The sequence below is a fragment of the Melioribacteraceae bacterium genome, from assembly GCA_019638015.1.
GTDB lineage: Bacteria > Bacteroidota > Ignavibacteria > Ignavibacteriales > Melioribacteraceae > JAHBUP01.
In genome coordinates, this window is the sequence record JAHBUP010000001.1 from 1,113,136 (window position 1) to 1,137,514 (window position 24,379).

The window sequence follows — 24,379 nt, forward strand, 5'->3', positions numbered from 1 at the left end:
AATATGGTTGGTTGTACAATCACACATCCGGTCGACGGGACGTCGAAAAAACATTATCAAATATTGCTGGTGTATAATCGTAATTACGATCGACGGGACGTCGTCCAAAAAACATTTTCAAATATTACTGGTGTACAATCGCACATCCGGTCGACGGGACGTCGACCCTGCTACATAATCAAACTTAATGAAATGCGCTGTTTGGGGATATCAATCTTTATTACTGTAACATCAATTATATCACCGACTTTCAATATCTCCATGGGATTTTTCACAAATTTATTCGCGATTTGGGAAATGTGCAAAAGTCCATCCTGCTTAACTCCAATGTCAACAAATGCGCCGAAATCAACTACATTTCTTACTGTCCCTTTTAATTTCATTCCCTCGGTTAAATCTTCAATTTTTAATACATCACTTCGTAAAATTGGCTTGGGCATCTCTTCACGAGGATCACGCCCCGGCTTTTTCAAGTTTTCAAGAATATCCTCAAGCGTTGGTTCACCAATACCAATTTCCTTTGCTACTTTATTTACACTTTTACTTTTAACAAATAATTCAACAAGATTACCTTTTTCGTTTATATAGGAAGAGCTCAAGTCGCACAATTTTAAAAGCTTTTCTGTAGCATCATAAGATTCGGGATGAATAAATGTATTATCTAAAGGATTCTCACCATCTCTTATTTTCAAAAAACCCGCGCATTGCTCAAATGCTTTTTCTCCCATTCCGGTTACTTCCATAAGTTGCTTTCGATTTGAGAACTTTCCAATTTTTTCTCTATAACGAATTACATTGCTCGCGATTCGTTTATTTAAGCCGGAGACATAAGTAAGAAGGGAAGCAGAAGCGGTATTTACATCAACACCAACATAGTTAACGCAGCTAACCACCACATCATCCAATTTTTTATTGAGTAACTTTTGATCAACATCATGTTGATACAAACCAACACCAATTGATTTGGGATCAATTTTAACGAGTTCAGCTAATGGGTCTAATACTCTTCGCGCAATTGAAATATTTCCTCTTTGGCTTGCCTCCAGATCGGGGAATTCAGATTTGGCAACTTCGCTAGCGGAATAAACAGACGCGCCCGCTTCACTAACAATTAAATAATGGCATTTAAGCTTATTCGATTTAATTAGATCGGCAATTAAAAGCTCTGTCTCTCTGCTTGCAGTGCCGTTGCCAATCGCAATTAAATTAACATTGTATTTATTTATTAACTCCAATAATACATTTTTGGCCTCTTCAACTCTATTTTGGGGAGGATGAGGATAAATTGTTTTTCCCTCGACATATTTTCCTGTAGAATCGATTACAGCTAGTTTTGAGCCAGACACAAATCCCGGATCAATTCCTAAAATTATTTTATTGCTAATTGGAGATTGAAGTAATAGTTGTCGCAGATTCCCAGCAAAAATTTCGATGGCGTGCAAATCTGCCTGCTCAGTTAGTAAATTCCTAATTTCTCGTTCAATGGAAAGAAAGACTAATCTTGTAAATGAATCATCAACTACATCTTCCAAAATATCATCAAAAAAGGATTCGGTGAAAGCAAAATATTCATCATAAATTTTAGGCAAGACTAATTGTTTATCGAAGCTGAAACTAATTTTAAGGAATCCCTCGAGTTCACCTCTATTTATTGCAAGAGTTTGATACTCTTTAATTTTATTGACCGGAGCTGAAAAACTGTGATATGTTTCATAAACATCTTTCTTGGTTTTATCTTTCTCCTTTTCCTTTTTAGTTTCGACTTTAACCGATGAAATAATTGCATCGTAATAAAGGAAATCACGAGTTAACTGCCTAACTTCAGCACTTTCACTAATCATTTCAGCAATTATATCTTTAGCACCCGCTAGCGCTTCTTCAATAGTTAAAACTCCTAATTCTTCATTAATATATTGTTGAAGCACCTCCTCAAAAATTCCATCAAAGTTAGGGTTATTAATAATGAATAGAGCCAAAGGTTCAAGTCCTTTTGCTTTAGCGATAGTGCCTCTTGTTTTTCTTTTTGGTTTATAGGGAAGATATAAATCTTCAACTTCCTGAAGTTTTTCCGCGGCTAAAATTTTTTCTTTTAGTTCATCCGTAAGTTTTCCCTGTTCCTCAATACTTTTTAGAACTGTTTCTTTTCTAGCTTGCAGGATTGTGAGATATTGTAATCTTTCCTCAATAATTCTAAGAAAATCTTCATCTAAACCGCCGGTATGCTCTTTTCGGTAGCGTGCAATAAATGGGACTGTTGCTCCCTCCTCAAATAAATTTATAACTGAATTTACTTGTCTTTCCTGAATATTTAATTCTTTTGCAATAACTAGTGGGATGTTCATTATATTTCCTGAAATTTTTGGAAGTGCAAATCAAGTAGAATGATTGGAAAATATCCACTTGAAAATGTGCCAATGTTTTATATATATCAAAGATTTATAAAATTAACCGTACAACTCAACTTCAACTAATTCGCAAATAATGTGTGCGATAGTTATGTGTCCTTCCTGGATTCTTTGAGTGTTGGTTGAGGGAATAATGATATTTAAATCAGCTAATTCTTTAAGTTTACCCCCTGTACCGCCAAGAAGTGCAATAACTTTCATTCCCTTATTATGAGCCATTTCGACTGCTTTTATTACATTTGGGGAGTTACCGCTAGTTGAAATTGCTAGTAGCACATCTCCTTTATTTCCGAAAGCTTCAACGCTACGGGCAAATACATTTTCCCAGCCGATATCATTGCCTCCCGCCGTTAAATTTGAGGTGTCTGTAGTTAATGCCAACGCCGGCAATGCGGGTCTTTGTAGGTGATGACTTAATCTTATCACAAATTCTGTGGCAATATGTTGACAATCCGCGGCGCTACCTCCATTGCCGCAGAGCAGTAATTTGTTTGAAGATCGGAAAGCGTCATAAAGCATTTTTACAGCCTGCATGGTTTCAACTTTACATTTTTGTTCTATTAAAATTTTAACTTCGGCACTTTCTTTTAGCGAATCTGAAAAGAATTTTTCTTTATTAATCATATTTTCCTCAAATTTTATAAGTACAAAATAAAAAACTTTTATCTGATAGTAGCCGCAATTCTCTTTTAATAAAAAGGAATTGTTCAAAAGGTCAACATTTCCTATGTTGCGTAAAATTTTTAAAAAAATAGGTATTTATGACGAAAACCAAAAGCTTTCTTTTCTGGCTTCTCGCCTTATTAATTACTATATCTTCCGCTGTGTATCAAAGAATGACTGGTCCTACTTATCCGCTGGGTGGTAAATTTCAAATTGATGAAAATGAAATCCCCTATAAATTCGAAAGAAGTCATAGTATTACAAGTGATTGTAAAGTATCAATTGTTGTAAAAGATACATCTGTAACCGCTAATCTATTTTGGAGAAGATATAAATTTGATGCTGAGTATAATTCAATAAAAATGAGCGGTAAAGATACATTAGTGGCTTTTTTACCCAAGCAGCCGCCGGCAGGGAAATTGGAGTATTATGTGCAAGTTGTAAAAAATGGAGAAATTATTAATATCCCCGAACAGAATGATGTAGTTATAAGATTTAAGGGGGATGTGCCGACCTGGATATTAATCCCTCATGTACTAGCAATGTTTTTATCAATGTTATTTGCCTCCCGCGCGGCATTCGAGTATTTCAGTAAAACCCCAAGGTTAAAGTTTTATACATATTGGACCATCGGAATTTTATTTGTGGGAGGATTTATTCTAGGCCCCATAATGCAATATTATGCATTCGGCGCGTTCTGGACCGGGTTCCCTTTTGGTTATGATTTAACTGATAATAAAACTTTAATTGCAATGATTGCTTGGCTAATAGCAATGTTTATGTTGAAGAGATCGGCAAAGCCAATAAAATGGATTTTGGTGGCCGCCTTAATAATGTTCATTGTTTATCTTATACCTCATAGCGTTCTTGGCTCCGAACATGATTACAGCAAGTCAGAGCAAACCGAGCAGCAGATACAAAAATAATTTTGAAAATTATTCTCAAAAGGAGATAGTGAATGAGCTCTCATGAAATGCCAAACCAAAGCGGATTGCCGCACAATGCTTATTCAGAATTAAAACCGGGAGAGAAATATATCCCGATTATGAATCCAGATAAAATATATCCAGAAGTTACATTATGGTCTGTGATGTGGGGATTAGTAATGGCGGTAATTTTTTCTGCCGCAGCCGCATACTTGGGATTAAGAGTTGGGCAGGTATTTGAAGCTGCAATTCCAATTGCAATTATTGCAGTAGGTTTAGCTAAATTCAGAAAGAGATTTAGTCTTGGCGAAAACGTGATTATTCAATCTATCGGTTCAACCTCGGGTTCTGTTGTTGCGGGAGCAATTTTTACATTACCTGCAATGTATATACTTGGGCTAGAAGTTAGTTTTATGCAAATGTTTATTGCTTCTCTGTTGGGAGGATATCTTGGAATCTTATTTTTAATCCCGTTTAGAAAATATTTTGTTGCCGACATGCATGGAAAACTGCCATTCCCGGAAGGTACTGCTACTACTGAAATATTAGTTGCCGGAGAAAAAGGGGGCAATCAAGCATTCGTTCTTGTAATCAGCGGAGTAATTGGTGGAATCTATGATTTCATAATAGCAACATTTGGCACTTGGAGTGAGTTATTTACATCAAAGGTAATAGAGGTAGGGAGTAATCTTGCAGATAAATTTAAACTTGAGTTCCGATTAAATGTTGGTGCCGCAGTTACGGGATTGGGTTATATCATAGGATTAAAATATGCTCTTATTATTGCCGCCGGATCATTTTTATCCTGGTTTGCTTTAGTTCCGCTATTCGCCTATCTGGGTGAGTTTATTTTAGTGCCGATTGGAAATGCCACTACGCTTTTAAAAGATATGTCGGCGGAACAAATTTTTAGAAATTATGTTCGTCACATTGGTATTGGTGGAATTGCGATGGCTGGATTTATTGGGATTATAAGGTCATCAAAAATTATTAAATCAGCAGTATCGCTCGCATTTAATGAAATTGGGGGTAAAAAGGAAAAATCAGATACCGATGACAGAACACAAAAAGATTTATCGATGAAGATTGTTATTTTTGGCTTACTAGCCGTTGCCATAGTAACATTCATCTTTTTCTTATTCGGAGTCGTTGATAATATACTGCACGCGCTTGTCGGTCTTTTAGTTGTGATGATAATTTCATTCTTATTTACTACTGTTGCCGCAAACGCAATAGCAATTACAGGCAATAATCCGGTTTCTGGAATGACTTTGATGACCCTGATATTATCTTCCATAATTTTAGTATCAGTCGGTTTAACCGGTCCGGCCGGAATGGTTTCAGCATTATTAATAGGGGGAGTGGTTTGTACTGCATTGTCCGTAGCTGGAGCTTTTGTAACCGATCTAAAAGTAGGTTATTGGATTGGTTCTTCACCATACAAACAGGAGACATGGAAATTTGTTGGGACAATTGTATCGGCGGCAACTGTGGTTTGGATTATCACTCTTCTTAATGAAATATATGGATTTTCTGGTTCACGATTACCGGCGCCACAAGCAAATGCAATGGCCGCCGTAATTCAACCGTTAATGTCGAATCAACCCGCACCCTGGGTCCTTTACATAGCTGGCGCTTTTATATCATTGATTTTATTAATGGTAAATGTTTCACCTTTGGCTTTCGCGCTGGGAATGTATCTGCCGCAAGAGTTAAATACCCCTTTATTAGTTGGCGGATTAATTTCACATTATGTTTCAACAAGATCGAAAGATGAAAAACTAAATAATGCCCGTAAGGAGAGAGGTACTTTAATCGCATCGGGATTTATTGCCGGTGGCGCATTAATGGGAGTAGTATCGGTAATTATTAAATCGGGAGGATATGATTGGTATAATGCTGAATGGGCTGAATCTAATATGGCAGAAATTCTTGCATTTATTATGTTCTCGCTATTGTGTGTTTATACAATTTGGGATTCGATGAGAGCAAAAAAAGAAGATTAATATTTTAATCTATTGTTAATTCTGATGATGATTGGGAGTCACATTTTTATCAAAAATATGTGACTCTTCTTTTTTGAAATATATTCGATAAATAAACATTTTAAGGAATTTTTTTGTTATGAAATTAATAAGACTATTTTATTCAATAACACTGGTAATTATAATGACAACTTTTAGTTATTCGCAAAATTTAGATAGAGGCGACATCCCGGAAAAATATAAATGGGATAATTCCATTCTCTACAAATCTTTGGATGAATGGAACAATGATAAATCCAACATTGAAGCCAATATTGAAATTCTTAAGACTTATAATGGGCGGTTGAGTAATAGTGCCTACGAGTTATTTAGCGCGCTTCGGTTATATTTCGATACGTACAAAATGTTTTATAAACTATCTGATTATGCTTTTAGAACAGCCGATGAGGATTTGAGAATAAGCGCCAATCAGTCATTAAATCAGCAGGCAAGTACATTAGGAACTAAGTTTAGTGAAGCGCTTTCTTTTCTGAATCCGGAAATTCAAAAGATACCTGAGGAAAAGCTCGATTCTTTTTATAAGAGTAAAAGTGAGCTTGGCGAGTTCAAGGTTTTTATTAATGAAATTATAAGAATGAAACCTCATACTCTTACCCAGCGAGAGGAGCAAATTCTCGCGAGTGCAGGCTTAATTACATCCGCTTCATCTGAAGTTTATAGCATCTTTGATAATGCTGAAAAGCCAAATTCAAAAGTAAAGTTGAGTACAGGAGAAGAGGTTGAACTTACATCTTCGGCTTACACTAAATACCGTACGGTGCCTAATCGTGCTGATAGGGAATTGGTGATGAAATCCACTTTTGAAAACTATAAACAATTTCAAAATACAATTGGCGCTAATTATGTAGCAAAACTTCACGCCGATAATTTTTATGCAAAGAACAGGAATTATAATTCAGTACTTCAAAGTTCGCTGAACTCAGATAATATTCCGGTATCCGTTTATGAGAATCTGATCAATCAAATAAATAAAAATCTTCCGACTCTTCATAGATTTCTGAAATTAAAAGAGAAAATGCTTGGAGTAGAAAAGTTAAGCTATTTTGATTTGTATACTCCTCTTGTTAAATCTGTTGATATGAAATTTACAGTTGAAGAGGGGCAGAATCTTTTATTAAAAGTTTTTGAGCCTCTCGGAAAAGAATATGTTACTACACTTCAAAAATCATTTACTGATAGATGGATTGATTACTATCCAAGCAAAGGAAAAAGAAGCGGGGCATATTCTTCAGGTGCGGCATACGATTATCACCCATATATATTAATGAATTGGACAGATGATTATGAATCGGTTTCAACTTTGGCTCACGAATTGGGGCATACAATGCATAGCTATTTCTCAAATAAGAATCAGCCATTTGTCAATTCAAATTACTCGATATTTGTCGCGGAAATTGCATCTACAATAAATGAAAATCTACTAAATCACCATATGCTTAAAAATGTAAAATCGGATGATGAAAAATTATTTTTATTGGGTTCATACTTGGATTTAATGAGAACTACCATATTCCGTCAGACTTCCTTCGCTGAGTTTGAATGGGAAGTTCACAAAAAAATAGAGTCCGGAGAACCACTAACCGGTGAGGATATGAGTAAAATATATTACGATATTACTAAAAAATATTATGGTAATGATTTAGGAGTCTGTGATGTCCCCGAATATATTGCTTATGAATGGGCATATATACCTCACTTTGTAAATTATACCTATTATGTTTATCAATACTCAACTTCTTTAATTTATGCTACAGCACTGGCTAAAAAGATTATTGATGATGGACAGCCCGCAGTTGATAAATTTTACAATATTCTAAATGGCGGCAGTTCTGAATATCCAATAGAGTTAATTAAAAAGGCGGGAATAGATCCACTTTCATCCGAAGCGTTTGATTTAGCAATGGCTAAAATGAATAGTGTTATGGATCAGATTGAGGAAATTTTGAAGAAATAGTTTTAATAGTTGCGATTGTAGGAAATTATAATTCATGAAGGTGCCGGTAAAAACCGGCACTTTTTTTATTCAAATCAATTTTAATAAATTTTTAATTCTCTCAGAGCCATTCCAATGGCGGTTTCAATTGAATAGTGGGCGTCAAGGTATTTGGTTACTGTTTTACAGAAATATTTTTGTACTCTTTTAGGAATAATAACTCCATAAAAAGCTTTAGCGATTTCAATTAGTACGTTCATAATCATAATCCAAAATTTTCTTAATTTATTATCGTATAAAATCTAAAAAAATAAAATGATTCAGATCAAAATTGGACGATATAAATGAGTTTAGAAAAGTTTAGAGAAAATTTCCCGCATCTAAAAACAAATCAGATATATTTTAATCATGCGGCGGTTGGACCCTGGTGTATTCAAGCGATTGATAGAATTAATGAATATTCCCGGCAGATGAGTGGTGAGAAAATAGAGAACTATCAAAATTTATTAAAATGGAGCGAGAGGGCTAAAAATAAACTCGCGATTTTGCTTGGAGCGAATCCATCAAGGATAGCCTGGATAGACAATGTTTCCAATGCTTTGAATGTCCTTGCTAACGGAATAAAATGGAGGAAGGGGGATGAGATTATTCTAAATGATTTAGAATTCCCCTCAAATGTCTATCCATTCTTAAACCTACAAAAGCAGGGTGTGGAAATAAAATTTGCTAAATCCACAAATGGAAAAGTTAATCTTGAAGAAATTGAAAAGTTGGTGACTCCATCAACTAAATTGATTTCTATAAGTCATGTGCAATTTTTGACTGGCTACAGAGCTAATTTAGAAATCATTGGAAACTATTGCATGGATAAGGGAATTATTTTCTCAGTTGACGCAATACAATCGGCTGGTGTAGTTGACATTAATGTTGAGAAATGTAAAATAGATTTTTTAGCTGGGGGTACGCAAAAATGGCTGATGAGCAGTCAAGGACTTTCCTATTTTTTTATTACAGAGGAATTACAATCCAAAATTGATCAGAAGAATGTTGGGTGGACTTCAGTAAATAACGCATGGAATTTACTGGATTATGATTTGTCCCTAAAAAGTGGGGCTGATAGATTTCAGAATGGAACACAGAACTCACTCGGTATAGCAATATTTGATGCGGTATTAGAATTATTTATCTCTGCCGGCATTCAAAACATAGAATCAAAAATAATAAGGAATACTAATTTCTTTGAATCGAAGCTAAGAGGAATTGGCATCTCCTCATATTCATCAAATTATGATTCATCCCAAAAATCGGGTATTGTTTCATTCTACCACGATAAAGCAAATGAAATATTTAATGGATTAGAGCAATGGGATGTTAAATGTGCTCTACGCGAGAATGTAATTCGTTTTTCTCCTCATTTTTATAATAATGAAGAGGAGATAGAAAAAGTAGTAGAGATACTAAATAAATGTTTGGGGAATTAAAAGGTGGGAGAAGAGCCGAAACCTAGGCTGGGGGGGCACCTAAGCACCGACTTTAATCTTCTCCCATAAAATTTATTGTTCTGGGTTGTAAGTCAATTCAATCTTTATATGAAAATCTGCACCGCTGAATAAAGTATACTTAATTTCACCAATTGTGCATTTGTAATCTTCTCCAACCAAATCACTAACAACCTTGCTGATAGCTGTTTCTAAAGAACCTACACTCACAGATTTGAGTTTGTTCTTCAGCAATTTGTCAACATCTATTGTTTTTTGTTCCATTATTATATTTGATCGGTGAAAATTTCTAAAACAAATTTAATTTACTTCCTGATAATTTCCAATAGTTCTTTTGTTTTTATTTCAAGTAATTCTTGATTTTTTTTAGACTCAACATTTAACCTAATCAACGGTTCAGTATTACTCATTCTAACATTAAATCTCCAATCTGAATAATCAACACTTAAACCATCTAATTCATTTATCTCTCCATCGGAATAGATTTTTCTCAGTTCTTCAATTTTAGCCGCTGGATTATTAATTGTTGAATTTATCTCTCCTGAACAGGGAAATGTTGCAACCATTTCGCCAACTAAATCTGATAATGATTTGCCATCTTCCGACATTAATTGCAGAGTCAATAAAAATGGGATCATTCCGCTGTCTGAGTAATTATTATCTCTGAAATAATGATGAGCCGACATTTCCCCACCATATACCGAATTTACTTCTCTCATTTTTTGTTTAATGAATGCATGACCACTTTTAGAAACAATCGCGTTTCCACCTGCTTTTTGAACTACTTCAAGTGTATTCCAGGTGAGACGGGGATCGTGTACAATTTTGGCACCCGGGTTTGTTCTCAAAATAGATTTGGCGAGCAATCCAACAATATAATAACCTTCAATAAAATTTCCTTTTTCATCGAAGAAGAAACAGCGGTCGTAATCTCCATCCCATGCTACTCCCAAATCGGCATTGTTTTTTAAAATTGCGTCGATAGTAGGCTGGCGATTTTCGGGAAGGAGCGGGTTAGGAACTCCATTCGGAAAGTCAGAATCGGGTTCATGGAATAGTTTAATCATTTTTATCGGGAGAAATTTCTCAATTGCGTCTAAAGCCGGGCCAATGCATCCATTCCCGGCATTCACTACTACTTTATATGGTTTTATCTTAGAAGCATCATAAAATTGTTTAAGGTTATCAATAAAATCCTTCATTATATCTTTTGTGATTACTTTGCCTTTTTGTGGCGCAATAACACCCAATTCATTACTAACGACCATTTTTTCTATAACATCCAATCCCGAATCGTAACCGAAAGGAACTGAACCTTTCTTAACGAATTTTAAGCCATTATATTCGGGAGGATTATGACTGGCCGTAATCATTACCCCGCCGTCGGCATTTAAAAAAGGAGTCCCAAAATAGATCATTTCAGTTCCACAGAGCCCTAAATCATAAACATCGCAGCCTGCATCTGTTATACCATTTGCAAGTGCTTCAGATAATTCGGGGGAGGATTTCCTAACATCTCTTCCAATTACAATAGATTTGCTGCCAAGATATGTAACTACAGCTCTTCCAACTTTATATGCTAATTCAACATTTAATTCCGAGGGTACTTTTCCTCTTATATCATACGCTTTAAAGGATGCTATTTTTTCCATTTTTGCTCCATTATTTACATTGCAAAGATAAAAATTTCTATGGTAATCCGATTATTTCTTCTACCGCTTAATATACAATAGGAATAATTTTTACATAGAAATAATTTGATGGTAGATTTATATTTTGGGCGTCAATTGGAGCCTATATTAAAATTTCTACAGTTTCAAAAAAAATAGCAAAATGTTCTGTTGAAGGGTGTGGAAAAATATTTATTTATAATGCCCTCGAAGCCTCCGATCCAGCAAGTTTTCTCTGCCCAGCTTGTTTTATTTCTCAGTCAACACATCATACCATCCAGTGCCGAAATTGCCAATCCATCATTGATTTCATTGGAACTGAAGAGAATGAATTTCCCACAATTTTTTATGTTGATTTATGCAATGAATGTTCTCCTCAAATGAAAGAGGAAAAAGTAATTACCCCTTTTTTGTACCCAAAATTGATGCTATAATATGATTGTTAGTTGCCTCATAATTAACAAAACCGATTTAACAATTAGGAAATGAAACGGATATAATTTTTGGTTATAATTCCAAACTCATATATTTTTAGATAAACGATCTATTAACAATATAAAAGGCGTACAGATGAAAAAATTGTCATATCTATTACTAATTATATTCATATCCCTTCAAATAACCGCCCAGCCAAAATTAGAAGATGTAAAGTCGGAAAAATTTGATACGGGTAAAATGTGGTCATTTGATTATCCCCCGATTGAACATTTAGAAAAAACTTATGGATTCAAAGCTGATCAATCCTGGTTTGATGATGTAAGACTTTCAGCATTACGACTTCCTGGCTGTACCTCGTCATTTGTTAGTGCCGATGGATTGATGATGACAAATCATCATTGCGTAAGAGGTGTTTTAGATAGACTTAACCAGGAAGGTGAAGATATTGTAAAGAATGGATTTTTTGCTAAGGAGTTAACCGATGAAAGAAAAATTCCTAATTATTATGCAGACCAGCTTGTTTTAATTAAGGATGTTACAGCTGAAGTTGCTTTGGCTGCCGCTACAGGCTCTACTTCTGAAGAAAAAGCAAAAAATAAAGAAGATAAAATTAAAGAGTTAACCGAGAGTTATAAAAATGAAACCGGTTTAACCTGCCAAATTGTATCTTTATTTAACGGCGCAAAATTTTCTCTGTATGGATATAAAAGATATAATGATATTCGTCTAGTGTTTGTACCTGATATGCCGATTGCATACTTCGGCGGTGATTTCGATAATTTTACATATCCTCGTTATAATCTCGATTGTGCATTCTTGCGTGCTTATGAAAATGATCAACCAGTTAATTCATCAGAGAATTTTTTCCAATTTTCTACTGCTGGAATTCAAGAAGGTGAACCCATATTTACAGTTGGTAATCCAGGTACTACCCAGCGTTTAAAAACCATTTCTCAACTGGAATATTATAGAGATGTAACTTATAAAAACAATGCTTACATGCTAGATACTTATTACAATATGCTTGAGGAATTAAAAAAGACAGAACCTTCCCGCGCAGCAGAATTTGAAGAAATCAAAGTACAGATTGGCAACAGCCAAAAAGTAATTACCACCATTTATAAAGGATTAACCGATCCCTATTTAATGGCGCGCAAAAAAGATTTTCAGAAAAAATTGCAGGAAGCTGTTTGGAATAATCCTAACCTAAAAGATAAGTATGGTAAAGTTTGGGAGAACATTGATAAAACCAGAATGGAAATGAGAATTTATGGTCCAAAAATTACAGCTTATACATTTGGCCGTTTAAGCGCTCAATACTTTAATATGGCTCAAAAACTTTTCACACTTGCCGAAGAATTAAAAAAATCTGAGGAAGAAAGATTGCCAGAATATAAAGCAGAAAAATTATCTGAAACTATAAAGTCAATCTATCCTGAAAAATTTGATGCTTTACTCGAAAACACAAAACTTGCAGTGCAGGCAGATCTAATTTCCATGAATCTTGGCGGCGATAAGGTTAATAATTTATTTGGTGGAAAAAAGGGAAAAGAAGCCGCAGAATTTATGTTGAAAAATTCTGTTTTTCGAAGTCGTGAAGCAGTGATTAAATTAGCTGAATCTGGTGCCGATAATATTTTATCCTCTAAAGATCCGGTTTTACTATTCGTTAAAGAAGCAAAAGAACAATTGCCAGAATTGCAAAAACAATCTAAAGAGGTCACAAATACCGAGCAGGAATTTGATGATATGCTCGGCAGAGCTATTTTTGAGGTTTATGGAACATCAATTCCACCCGATGCAAATTTCACGTTGAGAGTTAGTGATGGAACTCTCGCCAGCTTTGATTATAATGGTACTAAAGCGCCTCTGTTTACTACTTTTTATGGATTGTATGATAGATGGTATTCATTCAATAAACAATACCCATGGAATCTGAATGATAATTTCGCATCTAAACCAGCCGATTTAGATTTAAACACTCCATTCAATTTTATTTCTACAAATGATATAGTTGGCGGAAACTCCGGCAGCGCAATCATCAATAAAAATGCGGAGGTTGTTGGTTTAGCATTCGACGGTAACATGGATAGTATTGTAGGTAATTTTATTTATATGCCTCATAATAACCGATGCGTTGCCGTAGATTCCCGTGCAATGGTTACTTCTATTGATAAAGTTTACAAGGCAGAAAGAATAGCCAAAGAATTAAAAGATGGAAAAATAAAAAAATAATTTAAATGTATTATAATTAGAGGGTTGTTTCGAATAATCACAATTTGAAACAGCCCTTTTTTATTTCGAAAAGTTCATCTAGAAATTATATATTTATTCCCGGAAATCATTCCCAAATACCATAAGGAAAAACTATGAAAACTCGAAATACTCTCCTTATTTCAATAATATTTTTATCATTAACAAGTCTGCAGATTAATGCTCAATCAATCTATGAGCCTGTAGATATTTCAAAAGTGAAATCATCTTTAAAGGAATTTGGAACAATGTGGACTTTCGACAGCGTTCCAATTGATTATTATGAAAAAGAGTATGGTTTTCGCCCAACACAAGAATGGCTTGATAAAGTAAGATTATCGGCACTTCAATTCGCAAATTGGTGCTCAGCCTCCTTTGTATCGGAGGATGGATTAATACTCACCAATCATCATTGCGGTCGGCAAGTTCTCCAACCACTTTCACCAGAAGGTAAGGATTATTTAAGAGATGGTTATTATGCCGAAAGTTTGGATAAAGAACCCAAAATTCCAAACATATATTTTGATCAACTAATAATGATTCAAGATGTTTCGAGTGAAATTATAGACGCCATGAATTTGGGTAAAACTACCAAGGAAAAGGTCGAAAAAAGAGATTTGAAAATAAGAGAAATTGAATCGAAGTATTCAAATGAAACAAAACTTGTCTGCAAGGTAGTTCAGCTTTATAATGGTGGAAAGTTTTCGCTTTATGGATACAAGAGATATAATGATATAAGATTAGTTATGGCGCCCGATTTTCAAATTGCTTCCACAGGCTGGGATTGGGATAATTTTACTTATCCAAGGTATGAATTGGATTTTATGTTTTTTAGAGCTTATGAAAATAATAAGCCGGTAAAAACCGAAAACTATTTTAAGTTCAGTATAAAAGGCGCGGATGAAGGGGAGCTTGTTTTTGTAATAGGCAGACCCGGAAGTACACAAAGACAATTATCTGTCGCTCAGCTCGAATATTTCAGAGATAAAACTTATAAATATAATCTCTCGATGATGAACGGGTTATATGATGTTTATTTTGAGCTATTTCAAAAGTATCCCGAGCGCTATTCGGAACTTTTAAATATGGTTATGAGTATCGGAAATGGAAGAAAGTCGATTGCCGGAAGATATATGGCATTACGAGATGAATATATTATGACCAAAAAAAGAGATTTTGAGAATCAAATAAAAGAAAAAGTATTCTCAGATAAATCTATGAAGGAAAAGTATGGACATATTTGGGAGGGGATTGCAAATGCAGTTGCCGAGCAGAGAAAAATAATTGACGATCTGGCAGCATTCTCGCTTCAATCTAGAAGCAGATCGATCTACTATGAAATTGCTGAAAAAGTAATGAAGTATGCTTCACAAATGAAATTGAGTGAGAGTGATAGAGATCCCGATTATAAAAGTGATAAGATTAACTCTACACGTCAAAGTATTTTCCCTAAAGGGATTGATGTGGATTTTCAGAAAAAACTACTTCGAGCTCAGGCAAATTATATAAGGTCAATTTTAGGCGACGATAATTCCTTTATTCAACAGATGTATAATGGCAACATAGATAATGCCGCGGCTGATTATTTAATTACTAAATCACAATTAACTTCTGAAGAAAAATTAAATGAACTATTCAAACTATCTCCGGATGAAATACTAAACAGCGATGATCCATTTATTAAATTTTTATCGGTTTCAAAAGAGAAATTAAGTGTGCTTCGCCCCAAAATGATGGAGGCAGAAAATACTATCACAGTACTAAATCAACTGCTTGGCGAAGTAATTTATATGGTATATGGAGATCAAATTCCTCCGGATGCTACCAGTACTCTTAGAATTTCCGAGGGGCGAGTTGAAGGTTATGAATATAATGGAACAGTTGCCCCAAGTAAAACAACATATTTTGGATTATGGGATAGATGGAATTCTTTTGGACGGAAAAATTATCCGTGGGGACTGCATCCACAGTGGCAAAAAATTCCGGAAGGTTTCGATCTTTCAGTTCCAATTGGATTTGCCTCATCGAATGATATTGTAGGAGGTAACTCCGGAAGCGCTTTAATTAATGTTAATAGAGAGGTCGTTGGAATTGCTCATGATGGAAATTTAGAGAGTCTGGCAGGCGATTTTATTTTTCTAAAGCAAAATAACAGAACAGTATCTACCGATTCATGGGGATTGGTCGAATCGTTGAAACACATTTTTAAAACAAAAAGACTGGTTCAAGAATTAGAAACCGGCAAATTATAACAACAAAGAGGAAAGGAATATGAATGCAGCAAGAAGCAAAAGTGTTTCGATTTTCTCCGTGCGATGGCTCATGCCATTTAAATAGTGAAAGGAATCTATGCGTGAGCTGTTTTCGTACAATTGAAGAAATTATTTCATGGCATTCATACACACAAGAGTTTAAAGAATTAGTATATAAAAAAATTGAAGAAAGGAGATTATCTTTTCAAAGTAGGACTACTAAGTAAGTGGAATTAAAAGAAGGATTTGTACACGTATATACCGGAGATGGAAAAGGAAAATCCACAGCAGCTATTGGGCTAGCCGTGCGTGCTGCAGGAGCCGGGTTGAAGTCATACATAATTCAGTTTATGAAGGATTATGACTATAGTGAATTGAAAATTCTTAAGTCGCTTCATGAATTTATTGAAATGGATAAAGTTGGAAAAGATGACTTTGTTTTTAGAAAAGAACCAGCCCCAAGAGAAGAGATAGAATTAGCGGCAAATGCATTAATTAATGCTGAGATTAAAATGTTGGGTGGAGAATATGATTTGATTATTCTAGATGAAGCATGTGTTGCTATTTACTTTGGAATATTAAAGGAAGAAGAAATACTACAGTTTATCAATAAGAAACCTAAAGAAGTTGAACTAGTAATTACAGGAAGATATTGTCCTTCATCCATAATAGCTAAAGCCGATTTAGTTACCGATATGAAGGAGATAAAGCATTATTATCAGAAAGGGATAGTTTCAAGAAAAGGAATTGATTGTTAATTACTTCTTTTTTCTGCGGGCATAAGCAAAGTCAACTATTCTCTTTAATGTTTTTCTGTAAGAAAAACCGGCATATTTAGCGGATCTCATAAATCCGGCATCCTCTTGTAGATCGGGATTTGGATTAACTTCCAACACATATAACTTTTTATCTTTCTTCGAGAGTCTCATATCCACGCGGGTATAATCTCGTGTACCAACCAAATTTACAGCGCCAATAGCCATTTTCTCAGCTTCCAATCGCTGGGTATTTGTAAGTGGTGCCGGGCAAATTGGCAGCGTTTTATGATATGCTTCATGATGCGGATCCCACTTGGCCTGAAAACTAACAATTGGGTGGAGATGTTTGGGCATTGAAGAAAAATCAATTTCACTAATTGGGAGAACACGTTTTCTTTTATCCCCAAAGACCGCAACATTTAATTCGCGCCCCACAATAAATTCTTCCACAAGAGCGGGTTGTTCAAACATTCTAAAGACGTATTCAATTCTCTCTCTTAATTTTCTTGAATTACCAACTATTGAATTGTTATCTATACCAACACTCGCATCCTCAAATGCCGGTTTTACTATTAAGGGATAATTCAGACCAATCCTAAAGTTTTTTTCTAAACTTCTAATAAATTTGAATTTTGGGGTTCTAATTCCACTTGCGCTAATTATTCTCTTAGTTAAGGTTTTATTTTGACTTGTACTCAAGGCTGAGGGAGTGGCACCAGTATATGGAATTTCCAGAAGCTCCAATAGATCGGTAAATGTCGCTTCGAGACGGGGAATATCCTTATATAATTCTACTAAATTAAATATTACATCAGGCTTGTTATTTTTCAGATCCTCGAGAAATACATCAACATTGTCCTTTATATTCAAGGTATATGCTGAATAACCGATTTTCCGGAGCGATTCGGCCATGTACTCATATTCGAGTATGGGATCCACTCCGTCCAGTCCAAAATAGGGTTCAAACTCAAGATCAGTAACCTTTTTTCCTGATGATGGGGTGTACAATTCCGGGGCAGATTCATTATAAACTATAGCAACTTTCATCAATTCTCATATTTTTTTTTACAAAGTAAAGAAAATAGTTTGGTAATTCAAAAAGTTTACTATTTTTGCGCAGACCAGCATAAGAGAAAATGAGCTTCTATCCACAACCCAACAAATATCAGTGCGGACCTTTTGCGTTAAAGCATGCATTAGTGATGCTTGGAATATTTAAAGAAGAAAATCAGATTGGAATAATTGCCGGATCCACTTGGTGGGCAGGTACAGATGAAATTGGATTAGCTCGCGCCGCACGAAGAGCAAATTGTAAACTAAAACATTTTCAATCCAGTAATCCCGACGATGCCAGAAGAATGCTTATCAACGAATTGAAGAAGGGGCATCCTTGCATTCTAAGTGTTAAAAATTGGGAACATTGGAATACAGTTGTAAGCTATCAAAAAGGAAAATTTGTTGTTATCGACAGCGAGCATGATAAAGTTATTGAGGTACAAACATCCTCGCAATTATTGAGGATGTGGAGATACCTGGAAAAAGAAACCGGAATTAAAAGCTATGATGGCTATGCAATAATTCCAAAATTCAAAACGCATACCAGAGCCAAATTTACTCCCGAAAAAGCAAAGTATGTTATGTATGATAAAAATGAAGACCTCGCTCGCAAGTGGGATCAGTACACAAATGACTTAACTACTATCTGCAATCCGAGAACAAAATTAAGTTCGAACATCATTACATTTTCAGAATTTTTAAGGCGAAATGAAAATAATCTAATAAAAAGAATTTCGAGCTGGCATGGCGAACCTACCTATTCGGAGCTGAAGAAAATTTTAAGCAACATGAAGTTTATTGCTGATGTGTATGATTTAATTATCCCGATAGATGAGGAAAAAAGAGCTTGTATTGATGTCTCCTCTTTATTAATGATGTATGCGTGCGGAAAATATGGTATGAATCCTATTTACTAACTGAGAACTAAGAGTTTAGAGGTATGAAAAGACATAATAAAATATTGGGGAAAGAGAATACAGCACTTCTAGTTATCGACATTCAAGAAAAAATTCTTCCGGTTATTAATCAAGCAGAGGCTGTTATACAAAATTCTCTTAAACTCGTTAAAGGTTTTAAAGTATTGAATCTCCCAATTTATTATACCGAACAGTACCCAAAGGGATTAGGTCCAACTGAACCGAAATTAAAAGAAGAATTAATAAATGCTAATTATTATGATAAAATGACTTTTAGCTGTTCCGGTGCTGTTGGGTTATTTAATCAATTTAAAGAGAATAATATTAATACCATTGTTGTGTGTGGAGTTGAAACCCACGTTTGTGTAATCCAGACAGTACTTGATCTACTCGCCAACGATTTTAATGTATTTGTAGCCGCTGACGCGGTTTCATCCCGCTTAGAGTACAACAAAATAATAGCATTAAGTAGAATGGAAAAACAGGGCGCCGAAATTTCTGTGACTGAATCAATCTTGTTTGAGATGTTGAATGTATGCGGAACAGATCAATTCAAAATCATTTCCAAACTTGTTAAGTAATGTTAGATAACCCTTATCTTATAATCAGAATCATAATAATACTTTCAGCGGTCGCATATTTAATATACAGATTTGAGGTAATTATGATGATCATCGATTTAATAAGAGGACAAAAGACTAATCCGGATGAAGAGATTAATAAAAAAGTTGAGGAATTGTTAAATAAGATGGGGGATAAGAAAAGTTAATCTTTATCAAAATACTTTTTAGGAAACTCAAAAAACAAAACTTTACCAATATCTTTACTAATCTCAGCCCACGAATTGATCCATAATTCAATACCAACAATACCGCATGTAGGCATATTCCACCTAAATTCTTTTGTTAAATTATCCGCAAACATTGAAATAGTTGGGTTATGACCAAATAAGATTGTTGAATTATAATTATCACTTAATTCTTTTACGACACAATATAAATCAGTTAAACTGGCCTCATATATTCTTTCATCCCTCAAAATCTCACTTTCTTTAAAATTGAAAAAAGAAGCGAACTCTTTAGCGGTGGAAATAGCCCTGGATGCAGGACTCGAAACCAAAAGATCGATTCGACCGATTTTGTCATTTAAAAGCTTAGCCATAAAGGGTGCATCTCGTAATCCTCTTTTGTTTAATGGCCTTTCAAAATCGGAGTGAGAAGGATTATCCCAGCTAGATTTTGCATGCCGAACGAGATAAAGATGTTTCATCGAATATATACTTTATTTAGTGTTGAGAGCATCGAGTTGTAATTGAAGCTTTTTAATTACTGATTCTTTATTGATTGAAAAATTTTTTAACGCATAATCGGTAAAAAATCTATGGCGATTAAGAAAATCAATTGTCTGCACCAGCCATTCACTTTCAGTAAGCTTTCTTTTTAACGTATTTTCCAGTTCCGACCGGTATAGGTCATTCTGTTCAAAAAATACTTCTCTCCCGATATGATTTAAATCCGCATCGCACATAATCATTTCTAATTTTGTTTTGGGAGATTGAGGTACCTTAGTTGCAAGTACACATCCAATAATTATATCAGTCTTATCATGAGGGAAATGAATTTCATTCAAGAATTGACTGGCAAACATAGCGCTTATTTCTTCATGCCCTTCAGTTCGTTCAATATATCCAAGATCATGAAACCAAGCCGCAATTTGGATTAGCTCCATATCTTCGGGATTTAGGTTTTCACCAATTCCAATTTCGATTGCTGAATTCAATACATTTTTAGTGTGAGCAAAATTATGATATGTTCTTGATGAGGGGGTTTTTGTCATCAGAATTGAGCTTACATATTCTTCTGTTTGTTGAAGAATTGACTTATGCATTGCGATCCAAAATTTTACATTTAAACTTAAAAAAATAATAAGTGATAAAGTATAATTGTTTTATTATTGTGATTAATGGCAACAGTCTGGAATTTGTTGCTCACTGTTAATTCCAGGAGGGTTAAATTTTGGTGAGATAAAAGGAATACCTAGATTTAATCCTCGCAGGATAAATAATAATGCGATAACAACAGTTAATGCCGGAATTAGTTTATTAATCCTTGTTCTGAAATTAGTATTTATAATTTTACCGAATGTAGCGGTTAAATACATCACAGGAAAAGTACCCGCTCCAAACAAAAACATATAAATTGCTCCATCGATCCATGTCCCTATCGATAACGCGCCCGCAATACCAACATATACAAATCCACAAGGAAGCAACCCGTTGAGAAGTCCAATTACAAATAAAGAATAAATTGATTTTTTTGATGTTAGTGAGCGGTAGTTCTGTTTTATAAAATCGGTAATGTACCGGTAAATAAAAGTGTTTGTGAAACCGGCTTTTATTTTCCTTGGGGTTAACAAATAAATAATAATTGCTACACCTAAAAAAATTGAAAGATCTTGTTGAAGTCCGAATAAAATTAATCTGCTTCCGAATAAACCAAAAAGTGCTCCCATAATTGTATAGGTTACAATTCTGCCAATATTATACAAGGCTCTTCCCACCCAAATTTTAATCTTTGAATCCCCAAAAGCGGGAAGGGCCAGAGCAATTGGTCCGCACATTCCAATGCAATGTAAACTGCCAAGTAGCCCCACTACAAAACCGGTCCAAATTTCCATTAATTAACCATTATAACTTTTTCATTGTAATATGAAGTGTCTGATGCACTCCACTCAACCTTTATTTTCCATAACCCATTTGAAAGTTGTTTAGTAGGAACTGTATGAGTATTTCTACTATCCGGATTTATTTTTAATACAAAATCTTTAGATTGGTCTGATGGCCGGTAGAAAAATATCAATCCCGATATTGAAGAAGATGCAAACATTTTTGGGAATGTGAAAAGAATTGAATCTTGATTTTGTTTAATCAATAAGTTTTCAGGTAATAAATTTGTTCTGTTAATTTTGTCTATCTCTTTCTGATAAGTTAAAGTCTTGCTATAGTAATCGTCGGTTACCAGACTCACATCCTGATTCATAAAAATATAGACCATGATTAAAACTCCAATCATGAAAAGTGTATAAACTAAAGCTATACCCTTGCCCCAGTTAAGTTTCATATCAATTTGTCCTTCCGATAAATGAAGTCTCGATCACATCAATAATACTTCCGTTTGATTTCACCGCAACTAAAATTCTTGTTCTCAATTCTTTAATATCGTCTTTCGATAAAATTATTAAAAACTTTGCCTCAGCCAACTTTTGAGGAGCCGCAACCAACTCGTCGCTACCAATTAGTCTAATTTCTCCTTCAATATTTTCCAAAGATAAAGAAACCGGCAAAGAGTTAAATGTTTTATTGATGATTTTTACATCATAAAAATTACTGATTTTATTGTCTGGTTGTTCTTGATACAACATTCCTGGAGTGCGTAGAATAGTCAATTCCACGTCAGATCGGGTTGCTAATAAATAAGAGATTAATGCGGTAAGCAGAATCAAAACAATCGAATACCCGATTGCCCTAGCCGTCAATATTGATCTTTTGCCTGTCTCAATTTCATTTTTTGAGGCATACTTTATTAGTTTTTGGGGGCGATAAACTTTCGCCATTACAGAATCGCAAACATCAATACATGCGGTGCAGTTTACACATTCTAATTGTGTACCGTTTCTAATATCTATCCCAGTAGGACAGACATCAACGCATAAATGGCAGTCGATACAATCCCCATTATTAGTAATTTCATCTTTTTTAATTTTACCTCGTGGTTCGCCTCTTTTATAATCGTAATGTATTACAATCGAGTTTGGATCGAGTAATACTCCTTGGAGTCTGCCGTACGGGCACAATATTATGCATGCTTGTTCCCGGAAGTATGAGAATATGAAATAAAAAATTCCACTGAATATCAACACAGCTATAAAAGTTGAAAAATGCTGAGTAGGTGTATCCTTAATGTATCTAAATACTTCATCTACACCGATTATATAAGCTAAAAATGTATTACCAATAAGAAATGAAATTGAAAAAAAGAAAATTTGCTTCAATGATTTTTTAAATATTTTCTCGCCAGTCCATGGTGCATTTTTTAACGCGATTTGTTTTTTCCAATCCCCCTCAATCCAATACTCAATTTTTCGGAATACCATTTCCATGAATACTGTTTGTGGACAAACCCACCCGCAGAAGAGTCTCCCATAGATAACAGTAAAAAGGAAAATAGAAACTATTACAGCAATCATCGTTAGAGCGAACAGATGCAAATCGTGCGGACCGAATGGAATACCGAAAATGATAAAGTTTCTATCAAAAATATTAAGCAGTATAAAAGGATGTCCATCAATTTTGATAAATGGGGCACCAAAAAGAAATACCAACAATAACACACTAACTACAGTTCGAGCTTTATAAAAAAAACCACTTGGTCTTTTTGGAAAAATCCATTTCCTTTTTCCATCGGCTGTTACAGTTGCAAGGGAATCCCGAAATGATTCATCAACATTCTTTTGTGTATTATCCATTCAAATATTACTCAACTTGCGCGTTAGTTTGCTCAACCCACTTTTCACCCTCCGGTACTTTACCATTAGCAGGGTTTGTTCCATGCAATGTTAATATATAATTTGATACTGCCTGCATCTTACTAGGGTCTAATTGTGTTTGCCAGCTAATCATACCTTTTGCGGGAACGCCAAATTTTATTACTTTAAAGATATTTTTAATTCCTCCGCCGTGTATCCAATAATCATCTGTAAGATTTGGGCCCACCAATCCTTCTCCCCCAGAACCATGGCACGAAACACAATTTTTTACATAAATATCTTTTCCCTCGGATAAAGTTGCCGCATCAGTCATTACTGCCACAGTTTCTTCACTAATTAATGCCCCCGATTTTAATAATATTTGTCTTTCAATAGCGGCTTGCTGCATTTCAGAGTTGTATTCATTAGCTTGAACTTGACCATTATCAAAGACATGAAAAACCATCATATAAATAATTCCCCATGCGATAGTTCCATAAAATAGAAAATTAAACCAGGGTGGAATTCGATTATCAAGTTCTTTTATTCCATCGTAATCGTGATGTAAAAGTATCTCCTGTTCCTTTTCAAGTGGGACTGAATTAGATATTTTTTGCAGCAATTTTTTAAAAGGTGCTGTAAATAGTTCACCATTATTATCTTCTTTTTCAGAATAAATAAAAGCAAGCCACATTATAAAAGTTATCAAAACTAATGTAACAATTAGCATTGTTCTAAGTATTTTTTCAAGATCGTGTCCTTCACTCACTCCCGAATAAAAAAAGAAGAGATTTAGCCCAGTAAGTATTACCATGAAAGAACCAAATAATAATTTATTAATTGATTTCATTTTTTATCTCGATATTATTTTGAATCTCATTATTTGAATCAAGCGGTATTATCTCCATCTGCTTGATGTATTTTTTATCCAAACGAAAAACCCAAATTATTGCTAAAGTAAAGATTAGTACAAATAGAATTAGGGCAATAATCGGGAAAACCGAAACTCCTTCAATATTGCTTAAATTATCTCTGATCAT

The 24,379-nt window shown here is 34.6% G+C and carries 23 protein-coding genes; 10 read left to right on the forward strand and 13 right to left on the reverse strand.

The annotated features are described in order from the left end of the window. Positions 1 to 170: 170 nt before the first annotated feature. Positions 171 to 2,345, reverse strand: coding sequence for an RNA-binding transcriptional accessory protein (locus tag KF816_04360; protein ID MBX3007245.1), 2,175 nt, complete (start codon positions 2,343 to 2,345; stop codon positions 171 to 173). 99 nt (positions 2,346 to 2,444) lie between these two features. Further along, the gene (locus tag KF816_04365) at positions 2,445 to 3,029 is read right to left on the reverse strand and encodes a D-sedoheptulose 7-phosphate isomerase (protein MBX3007246.1); all 585 of its coding nucleotides are present in this window, start codon (positions 3,027 to 3,029) and stop codon (positions 2,445 to 2,447) included. 137 nt (positions 3,030 to 3,166) lie between these two features. Here KF816_04365 and KF816_04370 point away from each other — a divergent pair, with 137 nt between their 5' ends. The 3 genes from KF816_04370 (at position 3,167) to pepF (ending at position 7,993) form a co-directional block, all read left to right on the forward strand. After that, positions 3,167 to 3,994 (forward strand): hypothetical protein, encoded by an 828-nt coding sequence (locus KF816_04370; GenBank protein ID MBX3007247.1) that lies wholly within the window; start codon positions 3,167 to 3,169, stop codon positions 3,992 to 3,994. A 47-nt stretch (positions 3,995 to 4,041) separates the two neighbouring features. Beyond that, entirely contained in the window at positions 4,042 to 6,000 is a 1,959-nt protein-coding gene (locus KF816_04375) for an oligopeptide transporter, OPT family (protein MBX3007248.1), read from the forward strand. A gap of 118 nt (positions 6,001 to 6,118) precedes the next feature. Continuing rightward, positions 6,119 to 7,993: an oligoendopeptidase F gene (pepF, locus tag KF816_04380; protein MBX3007249.1), complete on the forward strand. Its 1,875-nt coding sequence runs from the start codon at positions 6,119 to 6,121 to the stop codon at positions 7,991 to 7,993. Positions 7,994 to 8,073: 80 nt separating this feature from the next. Here the strand turns inward: pepF and KF816_04385 are convergent, their stop codons facing one another. Continuing rightward, positions 8,074 to 8,232 carry a hypothetical protein gene (locus tag KF816_04385; protein ID MBX3007250.1) on the reverse strand — a complete coding sequence of 53 codons (159 nt, stop codon included), beginning with the start codon at positions 8,230 to 8,232 and terminating at the stop codon, positions 8,074 to 8,076. A gap of 84 nt (positions 8,233 to 8,316) precedes the next feature. Here KF816_04385 and KF816_04390 point away from each other — a divergent pair, with 84 nt between their 5' ends. After that, on the forward strand, positions 8,317 to 9,453 hold the full coding sequence (locus KF816_04390; protein MBX3007251.1) for an aminotransferase class V-fold PLP-dependent enzyme: 1,137 nt from the start codon (positions 8,317 to 8,319) through the stop codon (positions 9,451 to 9,453). A gap of 72 nt (positions 9,454 to 9,525) precedes the next feature. On the opposite strand, the gene KF816_04395 is transcribed toward KF816_04390, so the two are convergent. After that, positions 9,526 to 9,735 (reverse strand): hypothetical protein, encoded by a 210-nt coding sequence (locus KF816_04395; GenBank protein ID MBX3007252.1) that lies wholly within the window; start codon positions 9,733 to 9,735, stop codon positions 9,526 to 9,528. Between the two features lie 41 nt (positions 9,736 to 9,776). Continuing rightward, entirely contained in the window at positions 9,777 to 11,123 is a 1,347-nt protein-coding gene (locus tag KF816_04400) for a phosphomannomutase (GenBank protein MBX3007253.1), read from the reverse strand. A gap of 588 nt (positions 11,124 to 11,711) precedes the next feature. Between KF816_04400 and KF816_04405 the strand changes: the two genes are divergently transcribed. The 4 genes from KF816_04405 (at position 11,712) to KF816_04420 (ending at position 16,842) form a co-directional block, all read left to right on the forward strand. Next, a complete protein-coding gene (locus KF816_04405) occupies positions 11,712 to 13,814 on the forward strand; it encodes a S46 family peptidase (GenBank protein ID MBX3007254.1) in 2,103 nt (700 codons plus the stop codon). Between the two features lie 134 nt (positions 13,815 to 13,948). Further along, positions 13,949 to 16,084: a S46 family peptidase gene (locus KF816_04410; GenBank protein ID MBX3007255.1), complete on the forward strand. Its 2,136-nt coding sequence runs from the start codon at positions 13,949 to 13,951 to the stop codon at positions 16,082 to 16,084. A 23-nt stretch (positions 16,085 to 16,107) separates the two neighbouring features. After that, positions 16,108 to 16,311 (forward strand): DUF1289 domain-containing protein, encoded by a 204-nt coding sequence (locus KF816_04415; GenBank protein MBX3007256.1) that lies wholly within the window; start codon positions 16,108 to 16,110, stop codon positions 16,309 to 16,311. Continuing rightward, the gene (locus KF816_04420) at positions 16,312 to 16,842 is read left to right on the forward strand and encodes a cob(I)yrinic acid a,c-diamide adenosyltransferase (protein MBX3007257.1); all 531 of its coding nucleotides are present in this window, start codon (positions 16,312 to 16,314) and stop codon (positions 16,840 to 16,842) included. It begins immediately after the preceding gene. Here KF816_04420 and KF816_04425 read toward each other — a convergent pair whose 3' ends face one another. After that, a complete protein-coding gene (locus KF816_04425) occupies positions 16,843 to 17,889 on the reverse strand; it encodes an ATP-grasp domain-containing protein (protein MBX3007258.1) in 1,047 nt (348 codons plus the stop codon). Between the two features lie 89 nt (positions 17,890 to 17,978). Between KF816_04425 and KF816_04430 the strand changes: the two genes are divergently transcribed. Together KF816_04430 and KF816_04435 are read left to right on the forward strand one after the other, a co-directional pair. Beyond that, positions 17,979 to 18,815: a hypothetical protein gene (locus tag KF816_04430; protein MBX3007259.1), complete on the forward strand. Its 837-nt coding sequence runs from the start codon at positions 17,979 to 17,981 to the stop codon at positions 18,813 to 18,815. A gap of 23 nt (positions 18,816 to 18,838) precedes the next feature. After that, positions 18,839 to 19,396 carry an isochorismatase family protein gene (locus KF816_04435; GenBank protein ID MBX3007260.1) on the forward strand — a complete coding sequence of 186 codons (558 nt, stop codon included), beginning with the start codon at positions 18,839 to 18,841 and terminating at the stop codon, positions 19,394 to 19,396. 184 nt (positions 19,397 to 19,580) lie between these two features. Here KF816_04435 and KF816_04440 read toward each other — a convergent pair whose 3' ends face one another. From KF816_04440 to KF816_04470, 7 genes are all read right to left on the reverse strand, one after another. Next, complete coding sequence (locus KF816_04440; GenBank protein ID MBX3007261.1) at positions 19,581 to 20,084, reverse strand: histidine phosphatase family protein; 504 nt, start codon at positions 20,082 to 20,084, stop codon at positions 19,581 to 19,583. A gap of 12 nt (positions 20,085 to 20,096) precedes the next feature. After that, entirely contained in the window at positions 20,097 to 20,702 is a 606-nt protein-coding gene (locus KF816_04445; protein ID MBX3007262.1) for an HD domain-containing protein, read from the reverse strand. Between the two features lie 72 nt (positions 20,703 to 20,774). Then, entirely contained in the window at positions 20,775 to 21,491 is a 717-nt protein-coding gene (locus KF816_04450) for a sulfite exporter TauE/SafE family protein (GenBank protein ID MBX3007263.1), read from the reverse strand. Further along, positions 21,491 to 21,934: a FixH family protein gene (locus KF816_04455; protein ID MBX3007264.1), complete on the reverse strand. Its 444-nt coding sequence runs from the start codon at positions 21,932 to 21,934 to the stop codon at positions 21,491 to 21,493. Before KF816_04455 ends, KF816_04450 begins: the two co-directional genes overlap by 1 nt. A 1-nt stretch (position 21,935) precedes the next feature. Beyond that, a complete protein-coding gene (gene ccoG, locus KF816_04460) occupies positions 21,936 to 23,339 on the reverse strand; it encodes a cytochrome c oxidase accessory protein CcoG (protein MBX3007265.1) in 1,404 nt (467 codons plus the stop codon). A 7-nt stretch (positions 23,340 to 23,346) separates the two neighbouring features. Then, a complete protein-coding gene (locus tag KF816_04465) occupies positions 23,347 to 24,153 on the reverse strand; it encodes a c-type cytochrome (GenBank protein MBX3007266.1) in 807 nt (268 codons plus the stop codon). 22 nt (positions 24,154 to 24,175) lie between these two features. Then, a complete protein-coding gene (locus tag KF816_04470) occupies positions 24,176 to 24,379 on the reverse strand; it encodes a cbb3-type cytochrome c oxidase subunit 3 (protein ID MBX3007267.1) in 204 nt (67 codons plus the stop codon).